The sequence below is a fragment of the Flavobacterium tructae genome, assembly GCF_001853485.1.
GTDB classification, from domain to species: domain Bacteria; phylum Bacteroidota; class Bacteroidia; order Flavobacteriales; family Flavobacteriaceae; genus Flavobacterium; species Flavobacterium tructae.
In genome coordinates this window covers 59,451-81,288 of sequence record NZ_MIKE01000029.1, presented here as the reverse complement: position 1 = coordinate 81,288, position 21,838 = coordinate 59,451, and the positions used below count along the sequence as shown (strand labels likewise).

Here is a 21,838-nt window from a genome sequence, read left to right as displayed (position 1 = left end):
ATTTGGGTTAAAGTTAGATTTGAAAAGTTAATTCATATAATAAGTGGAGTATCTTGATTTAAATCGTAATAAATTAAGATTTAAATTATGTGTTCTGTAAATAATTAACAAAATAACAAAACTAAACCAAAACAAGTATTATGAAAAAACAACTACTTTTATTAGTATTGTGTTGCCTCTGGAGTATGCAGGGAATTAAAGCACAGGATCTAATCGAGCCTTCACACAGCTGTCGCACAAAAGAGGTCAATGAATTACAATTAAAGAACCACCCCGGTTCATTGAAAGAAAGTAAAGCGTTTAATTTTTTTAGTAAAGAATACGCTAAAAAGTTGAAAACCAATAAAAGTTCGGTAAATACTACTTATACCATACCGGTTGTTTTTCACGTGTATGGTACATCGTTTAATGGTAAAACAGTTACTCTTGAAAAAATACAAACAGCTTTAAAACATCTTAATGAGGATTTTCAGGGTCTGAATGATGACTTCAATACTGTAGAGCCCTTTTTTCAGGCAAGAAGGGGAACCTTAAATATTGAGTTTAAACTCGCACAGATAGATCCCAATGGAAAATGTACCACCGGTGTAATTTTTGAAAGAAAAAAAGACGGATATGGCAACGGGAGTGGGTACGATAGTCAAATTCAGGCAGATGCCTGGGACAATTACAAGTACATGAACGTTTACATTCAGAATGATTTGTATGCTGATGGAGCTACCAATAATTCAGGAGTTTGCTGGTACCCGGATTCGTGGATGTCCGATAATAAATTGGCAAGATGCGTTTATAACGGAGCTTATCTGGGAGAAAATACCAATAAAGAATTTGCCTCAGTACTGACTCACGAGTTTGGTCATTTCCTGAATTTGATCCATACTTTTGATGGTGGCTGCACAGGGACTGATGAAGTGGATGATACTCCAAAAGAAGACGGAAAACATTCTTTAGGCTGTGTACCGGGAACGAATTGCGACGGTGACAAAGTAAATATCGAGAATTATATGGGGTACAATGCTGCACAAGGATGCAGTAAGATGTTTACACAAGGACAGGTAGCGAGAATGCTTGCCGCTTTACAACACGCTGCAAGAAAAACATTATGGTCAGCACAAAATTTGATCGATACCGGTGTTAATTCAATCGGAAGTAGTGTAACCACAAATGTTACAAGTTTTAAAGAAGATATTGCTAATAACGGAACGGTTACTGGCAACGCTGTAATTACTTTAAATGGAACCGTCTTTTCGAAATCGTCGGGAGCTTTAACTTCCGGGGTAGATTTTAGTTCTAATCTGCCCGCTGGTTTAAGTGCTGCGATTGTTATAAACAGTAGCAATCAGGCTACCGTTACTATAAGCGGAACGGCAACGAATCATAACGCAAGTAATACTGCCAGCGGTGGAATTACATTGTTAGCCCCTGCATTAAATGGTGGAGTGAGTGGTATGCTTTGTGATGGTTTGAGTTGGAATTTTAAGTTTAGAGATCCTTACGGTATTTTCTATGTAGATATACCCGATATGACAGTTACGCCAACGTCTACCTGGAAATATTTTGCGCTTGAAAAAGGAGATGATGTAAAATATGGTGCCTGGCGATTCGCAGCCAATCATTTAAAAGTTGAAACTTACGGAAAAAGACTGGTAACCAATACAGGAACTAATAATATTACTCCTCTCGGCTTTAATGCCGCAATTAATGCAAGCAGTAATTTTACAGCGCCGGGAGCATATCCGAACCAATTAGATCTTAGAACCTCTTCTTATAAGGCATGGGACGGAAAAACGGATTATTTAGGTTTCGAATACACCATTGATGGAGAAAAATGTTACGGTTGGTTAAAAGCAGTTGTTGCTGCAGACGGTTCAGGATACAGTATTGTAGAATATGCTTATAATACACAACCGGGCGGAACCATTTATACCGGAATCACAGATAAAGTGGCGTTAAGTGTTTCTCCGGCTTCTCTTTCGGAGAGTGCTGTTAATAATGGAAGCATTTCTCAAATTTCTTCTTTTAAATTAACGACGAACAATGGAACTTTTGTCAAAAATTCAGGAGTACTAACTCCCGGAGTTGATTATACGATCACAGGTGTTCCGGCTGGTTTGACGGCTAAACTAAATGTAATAAGTACTACCGAAGTTCAATTGGCTTTTACAGGAAATGCTGCGGTGCATTTGAAAGAAAATAGTACTCAGGTAGCAGTAACCTTTTTAAATCCTGCTATTACAGGTGGGGTGGCAGTATTGTCAACTTCTGTTGCAGCTGTTAAAATTAATTTCAGAGATCCTTACGCGATTGTACATGTGAAAGATCTGAATTATACCGTGGATGCTGAAAATACGTGGAAATTCTTCAGAATTACAGCGGATGCCGATCAACAGGATTATGGAGTTTTTGTGGATAAGGGTGATCTTAAATTAGAAACCTATACAAAGTCTATTGTTTGTGAGGGCAATTCTTTAAACATGAGTTTGATTGGAGCCAATCAACTTATTGATGGCAACAGTAATTTTATTGAAGGGGGCAGTTATCCTGATCTGCACAATTTAAGAAATGCGGGTTATAAATCATGGGATGGTAAGACGGGCTATATTGGTTTTAAATTTACAATAGCTGATGAACCATGTTATGGTTGGTTTAAGGTGAAAGTAAATGCTAAGGGAACTGCCTACACATTGTTAGAATATGCTTACAATACAGAACCTCTGGCAGGTATACTTACGGAGGATATTCCGGCAGATCTTTCTGTTCATTTAGCCACCACACCGGATGAAATCAATGAAAATGCTGTAACTAATGATGGAAGTTTTGAAACAAAAATCACAATTCAGTTAACAACAAACGGTGGGACTTTTATAAAAAGTTCAGGAAATTTAGTTCAGGGAACAGATTTTACCGTTACAGGATTGCCAGCAGGTTTGACTCCTGTAATTACTTTATTAAACAGTACAACAGCTGAGTTGAGTTATACGGGTAAAGCGACGGCCAATGAAGCTTCAAATACAGTCACGGCGACTGTTACTTTCCTGAATCCTGCAATTACCGGAGGAGCTGCGATTCTTGATACGGATTATTTTACAACTAAGTTTATTTTTAAGAACGCTTATAAAATTATTTATGTTGATCTTCCAACTCCTTTAACAGTATCTGTTACAGGTTCTAAATGGAATCCGTTTAATATTACGGCAGATGCAGATCATACCAGCTACGGGTTATTTATTGACGGCAATGACTTAAAGTTAGAAAATTATGATAAGGATTTGGTTTGCGAATCAGGAATTAACAATATCTCGTACTTAGGCTATAACGTCACAATTGGTGCAGCAAGCAATTGGAACGGGACAAGAGTTCCTACTTTAAGAAGCAGTACTTATACAGTTTGGGACGGCAAAACAGGTTTTATAGGTTTTAAATATACGAAGAATGGAGTGCCTTATTATGGTTATTTTGAAACGGTTGTAAGTGCCGATGGTCAGAGTTATACGATCAGCAAATATGCCTATAATACAGCTCCTACAGCTTCAATTACTACGCCTCTCCAGTTGGGGGTGGTTAAGATGAGTAACAATCCGACAACAATCGCTGAAGATAAATTAACAAATAACGGAACTTTTACAACCACAGTAACGGTACAACTGACAACAAATGGTGGAACTTTTACAAAAAGTTCAGGCAATTTAGTTCAGGGGACAGATTTTACTATAACAGGTTTACCATCGGGTTTAACTGCTAGTGTGAGTGTAGTAAATAACACTACGGTTCAGGTAAGTTATCAGGGCAAAGCCATTGCTAATGAGGCAGCCAATGCCACTACAGCTACAATTACCTTTTTAGATCCGGCTATTACCGGCGGATCAGCAGTTTTAGAAAATAAATCGTTCACTACTGATTTTACTTTTACAAACGCTTATGTTGTTGTTAAAGTAGATTTGCCGACCCCGATAGTAGTTTCGGCTGCGAGTCCTTCGGGATCCTTCAGAATTACTGCCGAGGTAGATGGAAACGATACCGAATTTAAGCTGCAGTATGGCGAAGAGGGCGTGAAATTTTTGACCAATAACGGTTTAGTAAGTGAAACAGGAACAAGTTCAATTAGTTTTATTGGAACCAATCAGACAATTGGAGGAAGCAACAACTGGAATTCGTCAGGAGATGCAATGATTAGCAGTCCTGCTTATAATAACTGGAATGGAAAAACGGGATTCATTGGATTTACATTTGTTAAAAACGGCATTCCTTATTATGGTTATTTTGAAGCAGCCGTAAGTACAGACGGAAAAAGTTTTGCAGTAATACGATATGCCTACAGTGCAGGACCGCAAGCTTTAATTACAACGCCCGCTACAGTTAATCCTTTTACTTTTCCTACTTTGGGCAGTGTTGATTTTGAAAGCAAAGCAGCTTTTAAAGCTTATCCAAATCCGTTTAATGATGTCATAAACATTAGTTCTGATTCATTTTCGGGGAAAAAAGTAGAGGTATTAATTTATAACAGTTTAGGACAGAAGATGTTTGTTAAATCATACGATGCCAATGATGACACTATAACTGTAGATGGCAGTAATCTTACCAACGGTTTCTACTTTTTGAAGGTGAAAGTAGACGGTGTGGCACAGCCTGATAAAAAGATAATAAAATAGTAGATTTTAAATAGAAATTGATTGAATGGAAGGCTGTCTGAAAGGACAGCCTCCTTTGTTTTTGTGTCTTTAAATAAAAAAGGAGAATACTGATCTTGTTATAATAATCCCAGCGTTTTAGCCTTTTCAATTAGATCTTTGTCGCTCCCTTTTCCTTTTAACAACTGATCTTTTATGTTGGCTTTCCTTTTTTCTATAGCGCTCATTGAAAGAGGGATATATTCCGGAAGATTTACTGTTTTTACGCCTTCAGAGATTAGAATTAAAATTTGATTGTCGTGATTGTCCCAATTTATATTTTTCTTAAACAGTTCTCTTTGAGATTCAACAATGGTATCACTTCTGAATATTTCACCCTTAATAATGTTTTTACAAATTACAGGGAACTGTTCAAAATTGATGTCACTTTTGGATATAAAACCCTCAGGCCGAATTCCTTTTATTATTTTGTCGACAGTCAAAGGTTCACTGCGCATAGTAAGGAGTACTATTTTGCAATTTGGAAATTTTTCCTTGATTAAATAGGCCAGATCTATACCGTCATTAATATTTGATTGTTTGTAGGGCGGCAGATTAATATCAAGTAAAGCAAAATCTATATTAATATTTTGCTTGTGATGAAGAATGATTTTATTGTAAGCATCTTCACAATTATGACTTTTAATAAAATTTGGTAAATTTTGCTGAAACTCACCATCAGATAAGAGATTGATATAGCTGTCCACCGTCATTGGATGGTCGTCGACGATCAAAATATTAAGATTCATAATTTGTTTAATTCTATTGGAAACAAATGTAAGAAAAACTACGGTTTTTCCGTAATGGAATTTTGATTGTTTTACAACTTAAGAGATTAGTCGAATGGTTGATAATTAGTTTAAGTTCCAATTTTAACATGAATTAAATGAAATATTACGGATTTACCGTACATTTTAATCCGGAGTTTAGTGTTTTTTTGTTTTAATAATCAATTAAAGTTATTTTTATGAAAACGAAGTTATTTATTCCGGGATTGCTAATTGCTGTTGCATTGTTGACTTTTTCATGTACAAATGATGATTACGAAACGCCGAAAACTCAGAGTAGTCAATCAAAAAAATTGCATGAAAAACTGGATCCAAAAGCAAATAATATGGTAAATGGAACGACTAATTCGGATATTGACTTGTTAAATACTGAGGGTGATCCCGAAATTACAAGACCAACCAGAAAAGACTAAATGTTTTTGTGTTTATAAAAAAGACTATTTGATTTATTTTTAAATCTTATAGTCTTTTTATTTCAAAACCCTATATTTGAAATTGTAAAATAATACTTAAACTTTTGACGACACCTTTTAAAATAGTTTGCTTATTACTTGTGCTGACTTTTTTTTCCTGCAGGAAAAATGAATTCGCGAATGCTAATGATAAAATCACTATTTCCTTTGATGGTAAGCATTTAAATGGTAAGGAGAAAGAAAAATATTTAGATTCCATATTTAATTTATTAAAGGATCAGAATAATGATTCTGTTACCAGAAATCTTCATTTTAAGCTGTCTACAGAATATTACTACAATAAAAACCCAAAGAAATCTTTAGCAGCCAGTTTAGAGGTTTTGAGGTTATCTAAAGAGGTTGATGACAAAGAAGGAATCGCAAAAGCATTTTATTATATTGGCGACAGCTATGGAAATGTAAAAAAGGACAGCGCTTATTTTTATTATTTGCAAGCCGAAAAAGTATATTCTACATTATCGGATTACGATAATACGGGACGGATGTTATTTAACAAAGCTTATGTTTTGTTTTATGACGGAAATTATATCGAATGCGAAGTCGAAATCTCTAAAGCTTTACAGTATTTAAAAGAATCTAAAGATCAACAATTACTCTATTGCTGTAATGCCCTAATGGGGAATTGCCTGGAAAAGCTGGTCAATTATGATAAAGCATTGTGGTACCATCGTATGGCTTTGAATAATCTGGAAAAGATAAAACTGAATCATATTGACAAAGATGAAATAACCAATTACAATGTTACCGCTACGATTAATATTTGTAATCTGTATGATTTAAAAGGAGAATATTTAAAGTCTATAGCAAAGCTGCAAGGTTTACTTTCAAGTGATTTAGAGAAAAATTGGCCTCGTCTGTATGCTAATGTTCTGAGTAATCTGGCCTATTCTAAAATGAAAATAGGGGAATACGACAATGTTTATGAAATGTTCTCCAAATCATTAGAGATTTTGAAAAATAAAGGAGATGAAGCAGATATTTTATATAAAAAGATCCGCATTGGAGAGTATTTCCTCACACAAAAAGATACTGCTAAAGCAATAGAAGTTTTAAAAGAAGCCAATTTGTTGGCTACGCGAATTAAGAACAGTAATGAAATTTTAACGTCATTAAAACTGCTTTCTACTCTGGACAAGAAAAACAGCCTCTATTATGCAAATGAGTACATTAATTTGAGTGATAGCATCAATATTGTTCAAAAAAATGCACATAATAAATATGCAAGAATTGAGTATGAAACTTCCAGAATTGAAGACGAAAATAAGATTCTGACAAAGAAAAATTTCTATATTTTAATCCTCTCATTTGCGTCAATTTTTGTATTGCTGATTGTTGTTATTTTAAGATATTCCAAGTATAAAAATAAAGAATTTCAGTTCCTTAAAAAGCAAAAGTCTGCAAATGAGGAAATCTATTTATTGCTGATGGAACAGCATGAAAAAATAAACAATGCAAGAGATAATGAAAAATCTAAAATTGCAAAAGAACTTCATGACGGAATTATGAATAGAATTTATGGAGTCCGAATGAATCTGGGCTTTTTTAATTCTAAGGTAGAGAAGGAGATAATTGAAAAAAGGAAGGAATATATTTTTGAACTGCAAAATATAGAAAATGAGGTTAGAATGGTATCACATGATCTGAGCCACAGTTCTTTTTTAGATGGTAATGACTTCAATGTTTTACTGTTAAGTTTAGTCGAAGGTCAAAAGGGTATTAGTGATACTGAATTTAGCTATACAACCGACGAAAATTTTGAATGGTCGGCTATTCAAAACATTTATAAGATTAATTTATACCGCATTATCCAGGAAGCGATTTTAAATATCAACAAGTATGCGAATGCCACAAAATGTGAAATTAAAATTCAGTTTGAGGCTAATAGTATTCTAAGAATGTCAATTACTGACAATGGTCAGGGATTTGATACTTCAACTAAAAAAGAGGGCATTGGTTTAAGCAATATGAAAGAAAGAACCAGTTCGCTAAAAGGTAAATTTAGTATTGAATCACAAATTGGAGAAGGAACCAAAATTGAAGTCCAGTTTAATATTCGGGAGTTGACTTGACGCCGAAAAACGACTAATTTTTGACTTATATCGTGAAATATAAACCCGACAGGTTTTCAAAACTTGTCGGGTTTGTTTTTTTTAAAACAAAATACTTCTCCGTCCTCCGATTTTTTTTTAACCAAAATATTTAAATCGACATTTCTCTTAGTGGTTGGTTTTTAGAGGATTATAATCGTTTTCGCTTTCCACACAGAAACAACGAGTATTTGATTTATTATCAGTGTTTGACGCATTTTAATATGAAAGCCCGTAGTTTTTATTTAAAAAGTCCGTAATTTTTATATATAGACTACTACTATTTTAGCCGTAAATAAAATGTGTTTTAATTTTTCAAATCCGCATTAAGAAGAGTATCCTCGTAACCGAGGACAGCGAAGCTATTAAAAAAATGGAGTGTTATTTATGAAGTCAATTCACAATGGTTGGTATGTTTTATATGTTAAATGTCATCATGAAAGAAAAGTATTTGATATGCTTGGATATTTGTCTATTAAAGCTTTTTTGCCAACCATTCAGGTACAGAGTGCACGTACGGACAGAAAAAAAAGTATTCAGAAATTGCTTTTCCCTTCTTATGTTTTTGTAAAGATAAATTCTTCATTAGATTTTTATAAAACGCTTTCAGTTAATGGGGCGTGTATGTACATCCGTTTTGGAATGGAGTATGCTAAAGTCAGTGATGAAGAAATGCGAAAAATTGAACTTTTGCTTTTAAATAATGACGTTACTGAGGTCGAAACGCATGTTGAAGAATTTAGTGTTGGAGATTTTAAAACGATCTCTTACGGTTCCTTAAAAGGATTAGAATGTGAAGTACTAAATACAAACAACACCAATAAAATTGTGGTTAGAATTGATTCGCTGCAGAAAAATATCACCGCTACAATTCCATCCTATTACTTGCAAAATTAACATTATGGAGCGTAAAAAGCCCGGCTTTCGATTTTGATGGAGTTAAACTCTGAATAAGAACGAGCTTTTTCCTGCTGAAGAGTAATAGTTTAAATATCTATAGTATCCATATAATTAATAGAACTATAGCCGGTAATGATTTAGATCTATTTTATTAAAAGACAATTTTTATAACTAAACAGAATTCTTATACTTTTTTCATCACATTTTGAAGAAGTAAATGTCCATCAAATTATTAGAGTTTTAAATGACAACCATCGAACAAAAAAGTATTTCGAACTATTGGGTAACAAAAGTTAAGAATAACCCCGTGATTAATAGTATTAAGGCGGAAAATGGGAATAGTAAGAAGATACAAGTTGACACCAATAATCTTTCGTTTTTTAAAAAACTTACCAGTGAGAATGCAATAGCAGAACTAACTGTTTTAATTACGGTTTACACTGCTTTACTGCAACGTTATTTTGAAGTGGAGAGTTTCATTTTTATGTCGAAACCTACTGATGCTGAAACTGCGTTATTGTTTAAAAGTATTTCCGCATCTGGTCAATCATTTAAAGATTATTTGGGAGAAGTTAAAAAGGAACTACAGGAAGTTTATAAACATTCGGATTACGACGATACGTTACAGGAAAAATATCCTTTTGTTGAATATGCGCTTTTTGGCTTTTTCTACAATTCAAAATCAGCTTACACAAAAAATAACTTTCCGTTTTCATTATCAGTAAACAAAAACGATACAGAATTGGAGCTATCTCTTTCCTATGATGTTTCGTTTGTGGAGGATCATGTGGCAGCTCATTTTTTAAGTATTTATGCAAACTGGCTGTTGCAACTTGAGCATTTTATGAATGATTCGGTTGATCAAATACCGGTTGTTACTCCGTTGGAAAAAGAAGAATTGTTAAACTCTTTTAATCCTTCTGTAAAAAAATATCCGACTAAAACGCTGGTTGAGTTATTTGAGGAACAGGCAGCAAAAACACCAATTCATACAGCCGTTATTTTTAAAGAAAAGGAATTAACTTATAATGAACTGAATCAGCATGCGAATCAGTTGGCCCATTATCTCAGACAAGAGTATCATATTCAGCCTAATGATTTAGTTGGAATAAAGCTTGAACGAAACGAATTTATAGCAGTAGTTGTATTAGGGATTCTTAAATCCGGTGCAGCTTATGTGCCTGTCGATGTTAATTATCCTGAGGAGCGAATCAAATATATTGAAGAGGACAGTCAGTGTAAAGTGGTTATAGATGAAAATGAATTTAGAAATTTTCTCAGTCGTAAAGACAATTATAAAACAGACAATCCTGAAAGACTAAATCAGTCTACGGACTTAGCGTATATTATTTATACTTCGGGAACTACCGGAAACCCGAAAGGGGTTATGATTACGCATCATAATGCAGTTGTTTTACTTTATTGGTCTCAGGAGGAGTTTAATGCTGCCGCTTTTGATGTGGCCTATGCGGCAACTTCTTATTGCTTTGATCTTTCGGTTTACGAATTGTTTTATCCTTTATCTATTGGAAAAAAAATAAGAATTCTGGACAATGCACTCGAAATTGGAGAAGCACTTCAGTACGATAAAAAGGTATTGATCAATACCGTGCCGTCGAGCATTCGCAATATTATAGAAAGTGGATACCGTTTAGAAAATGCTGCGATAATAAATTTGGCAGGCGAACCTTTTCCGGTTGATATTGCCAAGAAATTATTACAGACTAATGCCGAGATACGAAATTTATACGGGCCATCTGAAGATACAACGTACAGTACAGTTTATAGATTATCAGCGCAAAAAGAGTACACTGCTTCAGTTTCGATAGGCAAACCACTAGCAAATACTCAGGTTTACTTACTGGATAAAAATTTAGAATTAGTTCCTCTTGGTGTAGCAGGAAAATTGTACATCTCGGGTGATGGATTGTCAAAAGGATATTTGAATCGTCCTGAACTAACTGCTGAAAAATTCATACCGAATCCGTTTAAAGAGAAATCTTTAATGTACGATACCGGAGACATGGCCAAATGGCTTCCGGATGGAACTATTGATTTTCTGGGAAGAAAAGATTTTCAGGTAAAATTAAGAGGATACCGCATCGAATTGGGAGAAATTGAAAACGCAGTGCTCTCTTTTTCAGAAAATATTACACAAGCCGTTGCTCTGGTATTGTCGAAAAATGAGGTGCAGAATTTAGTGGTGTATTTCACTAAAACTAAAGTGACAGATCACGAAATTTTAAAAAATTACCTTAAGGAAAAGCTTCCGGTTTTTATGATACCGCATTATTTGATTGGCGTGGACAAAATTCCGTTGACACCAAACGGAAAAATTGACCGTAAGGTTCTTGAAAATTTGCCGTTGAATCAGGTATCCAATGCAAATTATGTAGCCCCGAAAAGTGAAACAGAAAAAACACTGACTACTATTTGGCAGGAAATTTTAGGGATCGAAAAAGTAGGGATCGAAGACAGCTTTTTCGATTTGGGAGGACACAGTTTAATGATCGGTCAGGTGATCAATCTTATTTACAAACAGTTGGAGGGATCTATTTCTTATAAAGAGTTTTTCTTAACGCCTACCATTGCACAGATAAGTCAAAAAATACAAAAAGGAGGTTATAAGGTAATTCCCAAAGCGAAAGCGCAGGAATATTACCCGTTAACCTCTTCACAACATAAAATTTGGGTGCTGAGCCAGCTCGAAGGTGGTAATAGTGCCTACAACATGCATGGTGCTTTAAAATTTAAAGGAGATTTGGAAGTTTCAAAACTCGAAAATGCTTTTCGTCTTTTAATTGCTAAATATGAAATTTTAAGAACGTATTTTAAAGCGGGCTATGATGGCGAAATAAGTCAGTACATTTTAGAAGAAGGCGAATGGAATTTTGCCCTTAGTCACGAAAATTATCTGAATAAGAGCACAGAAGAGATTTCTCAATATTTAAAGGAACAACAAGCGGCTATTTTTGATTTAACGAAAGCACCATTATTAAAAGCAGCACTATTAAAAACAGAAGAGAACGAACATATTCTGTCATTGGTGGTGCAGCATACCATAAGTGATGGCTGGTCGTTAGAACTGATGTTTGCTGAGATTGTAGCTGCTTATAATAATTTGGTTCAGGAAAAACCGGTTGATTTTTCACCTGCGGCAATTCAGTTTAAAGATTATGCAGCATGGATGCAGATACAGGAAAACGAAGAAGCAGTTTTAGATTCAGAAAATTATTGGCTGTCTCTATTTAAAGAAGATATTCCTGTTTTGGAATTGCCAAGTTACAGAAGTCGTCCGGTCAGACAAACTTATAATGGCAATACACTTTCGTATCAATTTTCGGAGGCTTTTTTATCAAAATTAAAATATTTTTCCAAGACGAATAATGTGACCCCGTTCATGACGTTAATGGCCGGAATCAACGCTTTGTTGTACCGCTATACCAATCAGAATACGATCGTTCTGGGCACTCCGATAGCCGGAAGGGAGCACCCGGATCTGGAAAACCAGCTGGGATTATTTTTAAATACGTTAGCGATTAAAACCGAAATAAACGGAACGAATAGTTTTTCGACCTTACTAGAGCTGCAAAGAAAGATCTTAATCGAGGCTTATGAACATCAAAATTATTCCTTCAGTACTTTAGTCAACAAACTTAATTTAAAAAGAGATGCTTCAAGATCGGCCTTGTTTGATGTGTTGGTCGTACTGCAAAATCAGGCACAATTAAACACCCTATCGACCCATGTTCCAATGCTGGGAGTTGAGATAGAGCCTTATGAAGTGAAACGAAATACTGCTCAGTTTGATCTTAGTTTTATTTTTACGGAGCAGGAGGAAAGGCTGTTATTAAGTCTGGAATACAATACCGATTTATACGATGCCTTTTGGATTAAGGCAATCTTCAAACATTTCGAGAATTTGTTGACGACTGTATTCAATGATGTAAACGTTACGATTGATGCTATTGAATATTTAGAGGTAATAGAAAAAGAATTGTTGCTGAAAACATTCAATGCTACTGAAATATACTTTCCGAAAGAAGCTACTATTGTTGATCTACTGGAGTCTCAGGCAGCCAAAACACCAAATGATTGTGCCCTTATCTTTAATGATGTACAGTTGACTTATAAGGAACTCCACGAGCAATCCAATCAATTGGGGGAATATCTGAGAGAAAATTATGCGATCAGACCTAACGATTTAGTTGGTGTTCGTTTAAAAAGAGACGAGCGTTTGCTCCTAACCATTTTAGGAGTGCTTAAATCAGGAGCAGCTTATGTTCCAATGGATGTTAATTATCCTGAGGATCGCATAAAATATATTGTAGAAGATAGTAATTGCAAAGTTGTAATTGACGAAAACGAATGGAGTAAGTTTCAGGTAAAGAAACACCACTATAGTACCGAAAATCTTCTAAAAATAAACAGAGCCGAAGATTTGGCTTATGTTATTTATACTTCGGGAACAACAGGTAAACCAAAAGGAGTTCTGATAACCAATAAAAATGTTACAGCACTCTTGTACTGGGCTAAAAAAGAATTCAATACAGAACGTTTTGATTTGGTTTATGCCGTAACCTCACATTGTTTTGATCTTTCGGCCTATGAAATGTTTTTTACGTTATCTGTTGGTAAGACTATAAAACTCCTTAGCAATGCTTTGGAGATAAGTAAAGAATTAAAAACTGATAAAAGAGTTTTACTGAATACAGTTCCTTCCAGTATACGAAGTCTGATGGAGGAAGATTTTTCTTCATTAGAAAATGCCAGTATCATCAATTTAGCAGGTGAACCATTTCCGGTAGATATCGCCAGAGAATTGCTGCGCACTACAGCAGAAATCAGAAACCTGTACGGACCTTCTGAGGATACAACTTATAGCACATATTACCAGTTAGAAAAAGGCAAGACCTATAAAACAATCCCAGTTGGAAAACCTATTTCCAATACACAGGCTTATGTATTAGACAAAAATCTACAGCTTACGCCACTGGGTATTGTTGGAAAACTTTATTTAGCCGGCGAAGGAGTAGCTCTGGGATATTTGAATAAAGAAGAACTTACGGCCGCTAAATTTATCAAAAACCCATTTATAGAAGGAAGTATTTTATACGATACGGGCGATATGGTTAAATGGTTTCCGGACGGGAATATTGAATTCCTGGGCAGAAAAGACCATCAGGTAAAACTAAGAGGTTATCGAATAGAGCTAGACGAAATAGAAAATGCTCTGCTGCAATTTTCAGCGGAGGTAAAACAAGTTGTGGTGGCGGTAAAACCGTTTAAAGGCGCTGATACTTTAGTGGCATACTACACAGTTGGTAATGCTATTTCTAAAGACGATTTAAAAGCCTATCTGCAAAGCAAACTGCCAGTTTATATGGTACCGCAATACTATGTTGAGGTTCCTTTTATTCCTTTATCTCCAAATGGAAAAACAGACAAAGAAGCACTTCCGAATATCGATGAAACTAACGAGACGAATAATGGTTATGTGGAGCCAAAAGGAAGGATTGAAAAAATAGTAGCACTTATCTGGAAAGATATTTTAGCAGTAGAGACCATCAGTGCGACCGATGATTTTTTTAATCTGGGAGGACACAGTCTCAAGCTGGGACAGTTGATTAATAAAATAAACGAACAGTTACAGGTTACCGTTCCTTTTGAAAAGCTGTTTGAACATTCCGTTTTAAGAGATCAGGCCGAACTTATAAAGAGATCGTTCTCCAAGAATTTTGAACCTCTTGCAGCAGTTTCTGCGGCGGCTTCATACGAGATGTCGTATGCACAAAAAAGTCTTTGGATGGTAAGTCAGTTTAAAGGGAATGAAGTGGCTTATAATATTCCGGCCGTATATCATTTTCACGGAACGCTTGACATTATTGCGTTTAAAGAAGCTTTCTATCGGGTTATCAAAAAGCATGAAATCCTGAGAACTGTTTTTAAAGAAGATGACGAAAAAAGTATCAGACAGTTCATTACACCATCTGAAGAATTTAAACTTTCGATTGGATGCGAAGATTTTAGCGACTTTAATGACAAAGAGCTGTTACTACAGCAGGAAATTAAGCAAATAAGCAATTTTGAATTTGATTTGTTCAAAGGGCCTTTATTCAAAGCAAAATTAGTTCGCATCGATTCCCAACATCATGTTTTGTTATTTGTAATTCATCATATCATATCCGATGCCTGGTCATTGCAGCTTCTGATAGAAGAGATCAGTAGTAATTACAATTCAATATTGAAAAAAGAGGCGGTTCTGCCTTCTTCTAAATTAGACATTCAGTACAAAGAATACAGTCATTGGCTGAAAACTCAGATTGAAACAAACGCTATAACCAATGCTTATTGGATGAAGGAACTGCAGGGGCATTTAAAACCGCTACAGTATAAATATGAGTATATGCTTCCGGATGATATTGAAGATCAAGATAATAAAATTAATTTTTTCCTGAATGCCGAGGTCAATTCATCCATAAAGAAAATCGCTAAAAAACTTAATGTCACTGAATTTTCATTTCACTTAGCCGCATTTTTCAGTTTTCTGCATCTACAAACAGAGCAATCGGATATTGTATTAGGAGTTCCGTTTGCCGGAAGGGCTCATGCCCATCTCGAAGATCAGCTGGGGTATTATGTTAACCTGCTGCCCATACGAGTTAAACTTCATCAAAATGAAAATTTCGAAACCATAATCAGAAGGGTTCAGCACAAATTGTCAAAAGCTTTTGAGCACCAAATGTACCCGATCGATTTAATCCTTAGAGATTTAGAATTTGAAAGGGGAGACAGAGGAACCAATTTTATCAATACCGGTTTTACCTGGAATGAGCTTACTCACGATGAATTTACGATCAATGAAAATCTTAAGGCAAAAGCACAAAGTGTAGCTACAGAACAGGTTAAATATGACTTGTGGGTGATTTCAAACGGTTCCAATTTCACCCTTGAATACAGAAAAGAGGTTTTTAGCAAAGATACCATAGACCTTTTTGCCGAACGTTATCTGGTATTTCTGGAAGAACTGTCAAAAGGCATAGAACATGAAATAGGAGCCTACAGTTTTAAAACCGAACGTGAAAAACAACTGGAAGCTTCCAGAATCAATATCGAAATCAATTTTTAGTGATCCTGTAAAATCAATACAACATTCAAATAAACCTTTTGTAATCCCTACAATATAATCAGACTACAGCATGAAAGATAAAAAAATCATACAAGATTATTGGTTGAACAAAATAAAGCAATACAGTAACGACAGCAGTTATTTACTGAGCAGATATGAGCAAGTTCCTTCAGGTCAGTATAGCCTTTTATTAAAAAAGAGCAGTCTGGATAAGATTGCTAAATTATCAGGAGGGAATGCCATTGCTGCAGCGACTATTTATTTGTCTGTTTTCAATACACTATTAAAAAGATATACTAATAACGAAAGTATCTGGGTAGCTTCGTCCCCTTTCAATTTGGAAGGAGTACAGCCGGAAAAAGATACCTTACTGTTTTATAATACCGCTATATCCAATGTTTCTTCACTAAGAGATGCGATAAACGCAACCAAAAAAGAAATTGAAGATACTCTGCTTTATGATACTATTGATTTTGAATTAATTGAAAAAGAATTTCTAAATGTTGAACTGACTTCTGAAGATTATCTTCAATATGCTTTTGTATATCAGAAATTAAATCACAGAAATAATCTATTGGCTCAGGCCAAACTTTGTCTGGAAATAGAAGACACCACTGCGGGTAAGGAATCAATTACCATACATTTTGATACTGCGAAATACGATGCACTTTTCATTCAAAATATGGTCGAGCATTTTATATATATACTTGAAAATAGTAGTGAGCTGATTGATACTAAGGTTGATGATATTGAATTCATTACGGCTTCTGAAAAACAGCAGTTACAGGAGTTTTCAGGTGAATCTGAAAAGAAGATCGACGCAAGTGTTATCGGGATTTTTGAACAGCAGGTAAAAGCAACGCCTGAGAACATTGCTTTAGTTTATAAAGAAAAAAAACACACCTACACAGCTGTAAACCGAAAAGTGAATCATCTGGCCAGTCTATTGCAAAAAGAGTACGGAATTACATCCGGGGATATTATCGGGATCATGACAGATTATTCGGATAATACCATTTTCTCTTTTGCTGCGGCATTAAAACTGGGGGCTACTTATTTGCCTCTGGATTATAATCTTACAACAGAAAGACTTGATTATATCTTGTCGGACACACAGCCCAAAGTGATCATCACTCAAATCGAGTATCTGAACGACCTGCTTCATTACGATATTCCGTTATTTAGTATAGACGTAATGCTTAATGAAGAAAATATTTCCGATGTAAACTGGGAAAACAATAGTAAAGGAGATATCGCTTACATCATGTACACTTCAGGATCAACCGGAGTGCCTAAAGGTGTTGTGGTAAAAGACAAAAGTATCGTACGCTTGGTGAAAGAAACCAATTATATCGAAATTGATCCTCAGGACCGTATTTTGGCCATCTCAAATTCTTCGTTCGACGGTTCTACTTTTGATATTTGGGGAGCATTATTAAACGGAGCGACTTTACACATTCCGGAGAAAGATTTAGTGCTCAATTTTGAACTGTTGTTTCAGGCTATTACCGCAAATGAAATTTCGGTTGTTTTTATGACAACGGCTTTGTTCAACTCCATGGTGGATACTGACATTGATAGTCTTAAAAATTTGAGAAAAATTCTTTTTGGCGGAGAAATGGTTTCCGTTTCTCATGTGCGAAAGTTTGTCAATCATTTCGGAAGTGGAAGACTAATACATGTTTACGGTCCAACCGAGAATACTACTTTTTCGACTTTTTATCCTGTTGAAGAAGTTTCAGAAGAAGCGCCAAGCATCCCAATAGGAAAACCAATTTCCTATACCCAATGTTACATTCTTAACGAGAGTATGAAATTACAGCCTGTTGGTATTGCAGGAGAGTTGTATGTTTCTGGCGAAGGCGTTGCAGCGGGCTACTTAAACCAAGAAGAACTGACCTCAAAAAGTTTTGTTGAAAATCCTTATCAGGAAAACGCTCTGTTGTATAAAACCGGAGACATTTGCAAATGGCTGCCTGACGGTACAATAGAAATTTTAGGAAGAAGAGACAGTCAGGTGAAAATTCGTGGTTTCAGAATAGAATTAGGTGAAATCGAACGAAAGATAACGAGTTTCAATAGTATTACCGAAGCTGTAATTCTTGTAAACAAAGACAGCCATGATGTGAAATTTTTAGCAGCGTTTTTTGTTGCCGATGTTACTATTAATACTGAAGAGCTTCGTTCTTTTCTGATACAAAAACTGCCTAATTATATGGTTCCGGCTCATATTACTCAGGTGCCACAAATTCCATTAAACAGAAACGGGAAAGTTGATCAGAAAGAATTAAACAAACTGGCAAAATCAAATACGGAAACGACCAGAGAGCTTGTTTTACCAACAACCGAAATCCAAATAGCCCTGCACAACATCTGGAAAGAACTTTTTGATAAAGAAGACATCAGTATAACCGATGACTTTTTCGACATTGGCGGACACAGTATTAAGGCAATGAACCTAGTGTCGACCATTCATAAAAACTTAAATATAAAAATAGATATCGGAAACGTTTTTGAAGATCGGAATATTAAAGCGCTTTCAGAAACGATACTGCAGGCTCAGGAGAATGTATTTCAGGAAATAGAAGCCCTGACAGAGCAGTCAAATTATGCAGTGTCATCATCGCAACAGCGCTTTTGGGCATTGAGTCAGTTTCAGGAAGCCAACAAAGCCTACACAATTCCAAGTATCTACACCTTAACGGGAGATCTGGATCAGACGGCCTTAGCTTTTGCTTTTCAAACCATAACCAAACGACATGAAAGTTTCAGAACCACTTTTAAAGAAGATGAAAATCAGGAATTAAGACAATTCATTCTGCCTGAAGCGGAAAGTAATTTTGAAATTGATTTCGTTGATTTTTACAATCGTTCAGAAAAGGAATTAGAAGAGACCATTAACAACCTCATTCAGGTAGTATTTAATTTGTCGGAAGGACCGCTTTTAAAAGTAAGTGTATTGCAGGTAGAAGAATCTAAAGCGATACTGGTAGCAGTGATGCATCATATTATTAGTGACGGACTGTCTATGGAGGTTTTTATCGAAGAGCTGCTGCATTTGTACAAAGCCCGTAAAAATAAACTTGCTGTAGATTTTAAACCGCTCAGAATACAATACAAAGATTTTGCTGCCTGGCAGAATGAACAACTGGAGAATGAATCGTTGCAGGTTCATAAAGCCTACTGGACGGAGAAATTCTCAGGAGAGCTTCCGGTGCTCAACCTTCAAAAAAGTAAAATTCGTCCTAAAATTAAATCCTATAATGGCGAAACAATTACCATAAATATTGATGGCAGAACATTAAAACATTTTAAAAATATACTGGATCAGGAAAACCTGACTTTGTTCATGGGGTTGCTAACCGTGGCAAATGTCCTGATTTATAAATATACCAATCAGGAAGATATTATACTGGGAACTACAATTAGCGGTAGAAATCATATTGATTTAGAGGGGCAAATTGGCTGTTTTATTAACGTATTGCCATTGCGCAGTCAGTTTTCACACAAAGATTCCATAATTGATTTATTCCGAAAGGTAAAAAAAGTAACTCAGGAAGCTTACGAACATCAGATTTATCCTTTTGAACAATTAATCGGTGATTTGAATCTGACACATGATATCAGCAGAAATCCTTTATTTGATGCTACAGTCGTTTTACAAAATGCCGATTTAGATCAAAAATTAGAAGTTCTCAATAGTGAAGGCCTTGAAATAGCCCTGTATGAAAAAATAAAAGCAACGGTAAGCCGATTTGATATTTCATTCAATTTTGTAGAAACGGTAAAGGGACTGGAATTTAGCTTAGTCTACAATACGGACATTTTTGATACGATTTTTATTCGTCAAATTCAGAAACATTTTCACAACCTGCTGAATGCCGTAATTGCAAATCCGCATAATTCTATTGCTTCTTTGCCTTATTTATCAGTAGGTGAAATACAGCTTTTTACGTCAGATTTTAGTGCCGGAACCTTTAATTCTCAGGTTTGTCTGGACATTGTCGAAGCCTTTCAGTATCAGGTTAGAAAAACGCCTGCACAAATAGCCGTTGTATATAAAAACCAACAATTGACTTACGAGGAATTAGATCGTAATGCAAACAAAATTGCACATTTGTTAATCACAGAGTATGAAGTGACTAGTGGAGAAAAAGTAGGAATCATTTTAGATAAATCAGAACTTTTGATCAGTACCATACTCGGGATTTTAAAAGCCGGCGGGGTATATGTTCCAATCGATGTGGAAAGTCCTAAGATCAGAAAAGAATTTATTGTTAATGATATCGGCGCAAAAGTCATCATTACCCAGATGGATTATATGTTTGATCTTAACTTTTTTGAAGGAAGTATTATCGCTATAGACGTTCAGTTAGACGCTTTAGAAAATCATTCTCCGGCTCCGCAAATAACGAACAGTCCTGATGCTCCGGCATACATCATGTACACTTCCGGCTCTACCGGAAATCCAAAGGGAGTTTTAGTACCGCATAAAGGGGTTACCAGACTGGTTAAAAACACCAATTACATCGATTTTGATAGGGTACACGCCATCTTGTCTACAGGTTCTGTTTCTTTTGATGCTTCGACGTTTGAGTTTTGGGGAGCATTGCTTAATGGTGGAAAATTGGTTTTATGCGACAAAGAAGATTTGTTAAACACAACCAAACTTGCTTCACTAATAAAAACAGAAAAAGTAGATACCATGTGGTTTACATCGGGGCTGCTAAACCAGTTTACCGATCAGGACGTATCCCTTTTTGAAGGATTAATCAATGTACTGGCCGGAGGTGAAAAATTATCAGCTAAACATATCCGTAAATTACTGGAAGCCTATCCGGAACTGAACCTTATTAACGGTTACGGACCTACTGAAAACACTACGTTTTCGGCAACCTATAAAATTACAGCACCGGTAGAAGAGGATATTCCGATTGGTAAACCGATCAACAATTCGAAGGCTTACATCTTAGATCAAAACTTAGAGCTGTGTCCGCTGGGAGTTGTTGGAGAAATATACCTGGCAGGTGACGGGCTTTCATTAGGCTACTTAAATGCAGAAGAATTAAATGCCGAAAAGTTTCTGAATCCGAGGAGTTTGAATAGAGAAAGAGTGTATAAAACCGGTGATTTAGGATTGTGGCTGCCGAATGGAAATATCAAATTTTTTGGAAGAAAAGACAGTCAGATCAAACTTCGCGGTTACCGAATTGAACTCAACGATATTGAAAAAACTTTAGATGCACACCCGGATATCAATGGGGCTGTGGTGGTATTGAAACAATTATCAGAGACAGCAGACGAAAAATTTATTGTGGCTTATGTTAAGTCCAATCAGGTTATGAATCAAAAGGAGTTAAAGGCTTATCTGGCAGAAAGACTTCCTTTTTATATGATTCCAACTTATTTTATTGAAGTGGAAGATTTCATTTTGAATAAAAATGGAAAGATTGATAAAGAACTTCTTCCTGAGATTGATTTGTCACAATTAGAAAGAGAATACATATCCTACCGAAATGAAACGGAGAAAACCCTCTCTGAGATTTGGAGTGAAATATTGTTGATCGAAAAGATCAGTGTAACCGATGATTTTTTTGAAATAGGAGGACACAGTTTGAGAGCCGTAAAATTAGCCAATATGATTCAGGAAAGCTTTGGCGTTGAAGTGAGTATCGGACACGTATTTCAATTCAGAACTATCGAAACGATGGCCGAACAGCTCAGGTTTATTCAGAAACAAGAAGAGCTGACAGCAAACAAAAAAGACCTTCAGGAAATCGATATCGACTTATAA

Annotated in this window: 7 protein-coding genes; 6 read left to right on the top strand and 1 reads right to left on the bottom strand. The window is 35.6% G+C overall.

All coding sequences use genetic code 11. From position 1 onward, the window contains the following. Nucleotides 1-140: 140 nt before the first annotated feature. On the top strand, nucleotides 141-4,649 hold the full coding sequence (locus tag BHE19_RS21645; RefSeq protein WP_083342624.1) for a zinc-dependent metalloprotease: 4,509 nt from the start codon (nucleotides 141-143) through the stop codon (nucleotides 4,647-4,649). 98 nt (nucleotides 4,650-4,747) lie between these two features. On the opposite strand, the gene BHE19_RS21640 is transcribed toward BHE19_RS21645, so the two are convergent. Then, nucleotides 4,748-5,416 carry a response regulator gene (locus BHE19_RS21640; protein ID WP_017496639.1) on the bottom strand — a complete coding sequence of 223 codons (669 nt, stop codon included), beginning with the start codon at nucleotides 5,414-5,416 and terminating at the stop codon, nucleotides 4,748-4,750. 218 nt (nucleotides 5,417-5,634) lie between these two features. Here BHE19_RS21640 and BHE19_RS21635 point away from each other — a divergent pair, with 218 nt between their 5' ends. The 5 genes from BHE19_RS21635 to BHE19_RS21615 all read left to right on the top strand — a co-directional run bounded on the left by BHE19_RS21635 (nucleotide 5,635) and on the right by BHE19_RS21615 (nucleotide 21,838). Continuing rightward, nucleotides 5,635-5,868 carry a hypothetical protein gene (locus tag BHE19_RS21635; RefSeq protein WP_017496638.1) on the top strand — a complete coding sequence of 78 codons (234 nt, stop codon included), beginning with the start codon at nucleotides 5,635-5,637 and terminating at the stop codon, nucleotides 5,866-5,868. Nucleotides 5,869-5,972: 104 nt separating this feature from the next. Beyond that, nucleotides 5,973-7,997, top strand: a complete 2,025-nt coding sequence (locus BHE19_RS21630; protein ID WP_233431410.1) for a tetratricopeptide repeat-containing sensor histidine kinase — start codon at nucleotides 5,973-5,975, stop codon at nucleotides 7,995-7,997. A 405-nt stretch (nucleotides 7,998-8,402) separates the two neighbouring features. After that, nucleotides 8,403-8,912 carry a UpxY family transcription antiterminator gene (locus BHE19_RS21625; RefSeq protein WP_070908830.1) on the top strand — a complete coding sequence of 170 codons (510 nt, stop codon included), beginning with the start codon at nucleotides 8,403-8,405 and terminating at the stop codon, nucleotides 8,910-8,912. Between the two features lie 247 nt (nucleotides 8,913-9,159). Further along, nucleotides 9,160-16,044, top strand: coding sequence for a non-ribosomal peptide synthetase (locus BHE19_RS21620; protein WP_070908829.1), 6,885 nt, complete (start codon nucleotides 9,160-9,162; stop codon nucleotides 16,042-16,044). 70 nt (nucleotides 16,045-16,114) lie between these two features. After that, complete coding sequence (locus BHE19_RS21615) at nucleotides 16,115-21,838, top strand: non-ribosomal peptide synthetase (protein WP_070908828.1); 5,724 nt, start codon at nucleotides 16,115-16,117, stop codon at nucleotides 21,836-21,838.

Bases quoted from the DNA above. Each gene is read 5' to 3' on its own strand.
- BHE19_RS21635 (WP_017496638.1), top strand. From the start codon at position 5,635: ATGAAAACGAAGTTATTTATTCCGGGATTGCTAATTGCTGTTGCATTG.
- BHE19_RS21645 (WP_083342624.1), top strand. From the start codon at position 141: ATGAAAAAACAACTACTTTTATTAGTATTGTGTTGCCTCTGGAGTATG.
- BHE19_RS21625 (WP_070908830.1), top strand. From the start codon at position 8,403: ATGAAGTCAATTCACAATGGTTGGTATGTTTTATATGTTAAATGTCAT.
- BHE19_RS21615 (WP_070908828.1), top strand. From the start codon at position 16,115: ATGAAAGATAAAAAAATCATACAAGATTATTGGTTGAACAAAATAAAG.
- BHE19_RS21620 (WP_070908829.1), top strand. From the start codon at position 9,160: ATGACAACCATCGAACAAAAAAGTATTTCGAACTATTGGGTAACAAAA.
- BHE19_RS21640 (WP_017496639.1), bottom strand. From the start codon at position 5,416: ATGAATCTTAATATTTTGATCGTCGACGACCATCCAATGACGGTGGAC.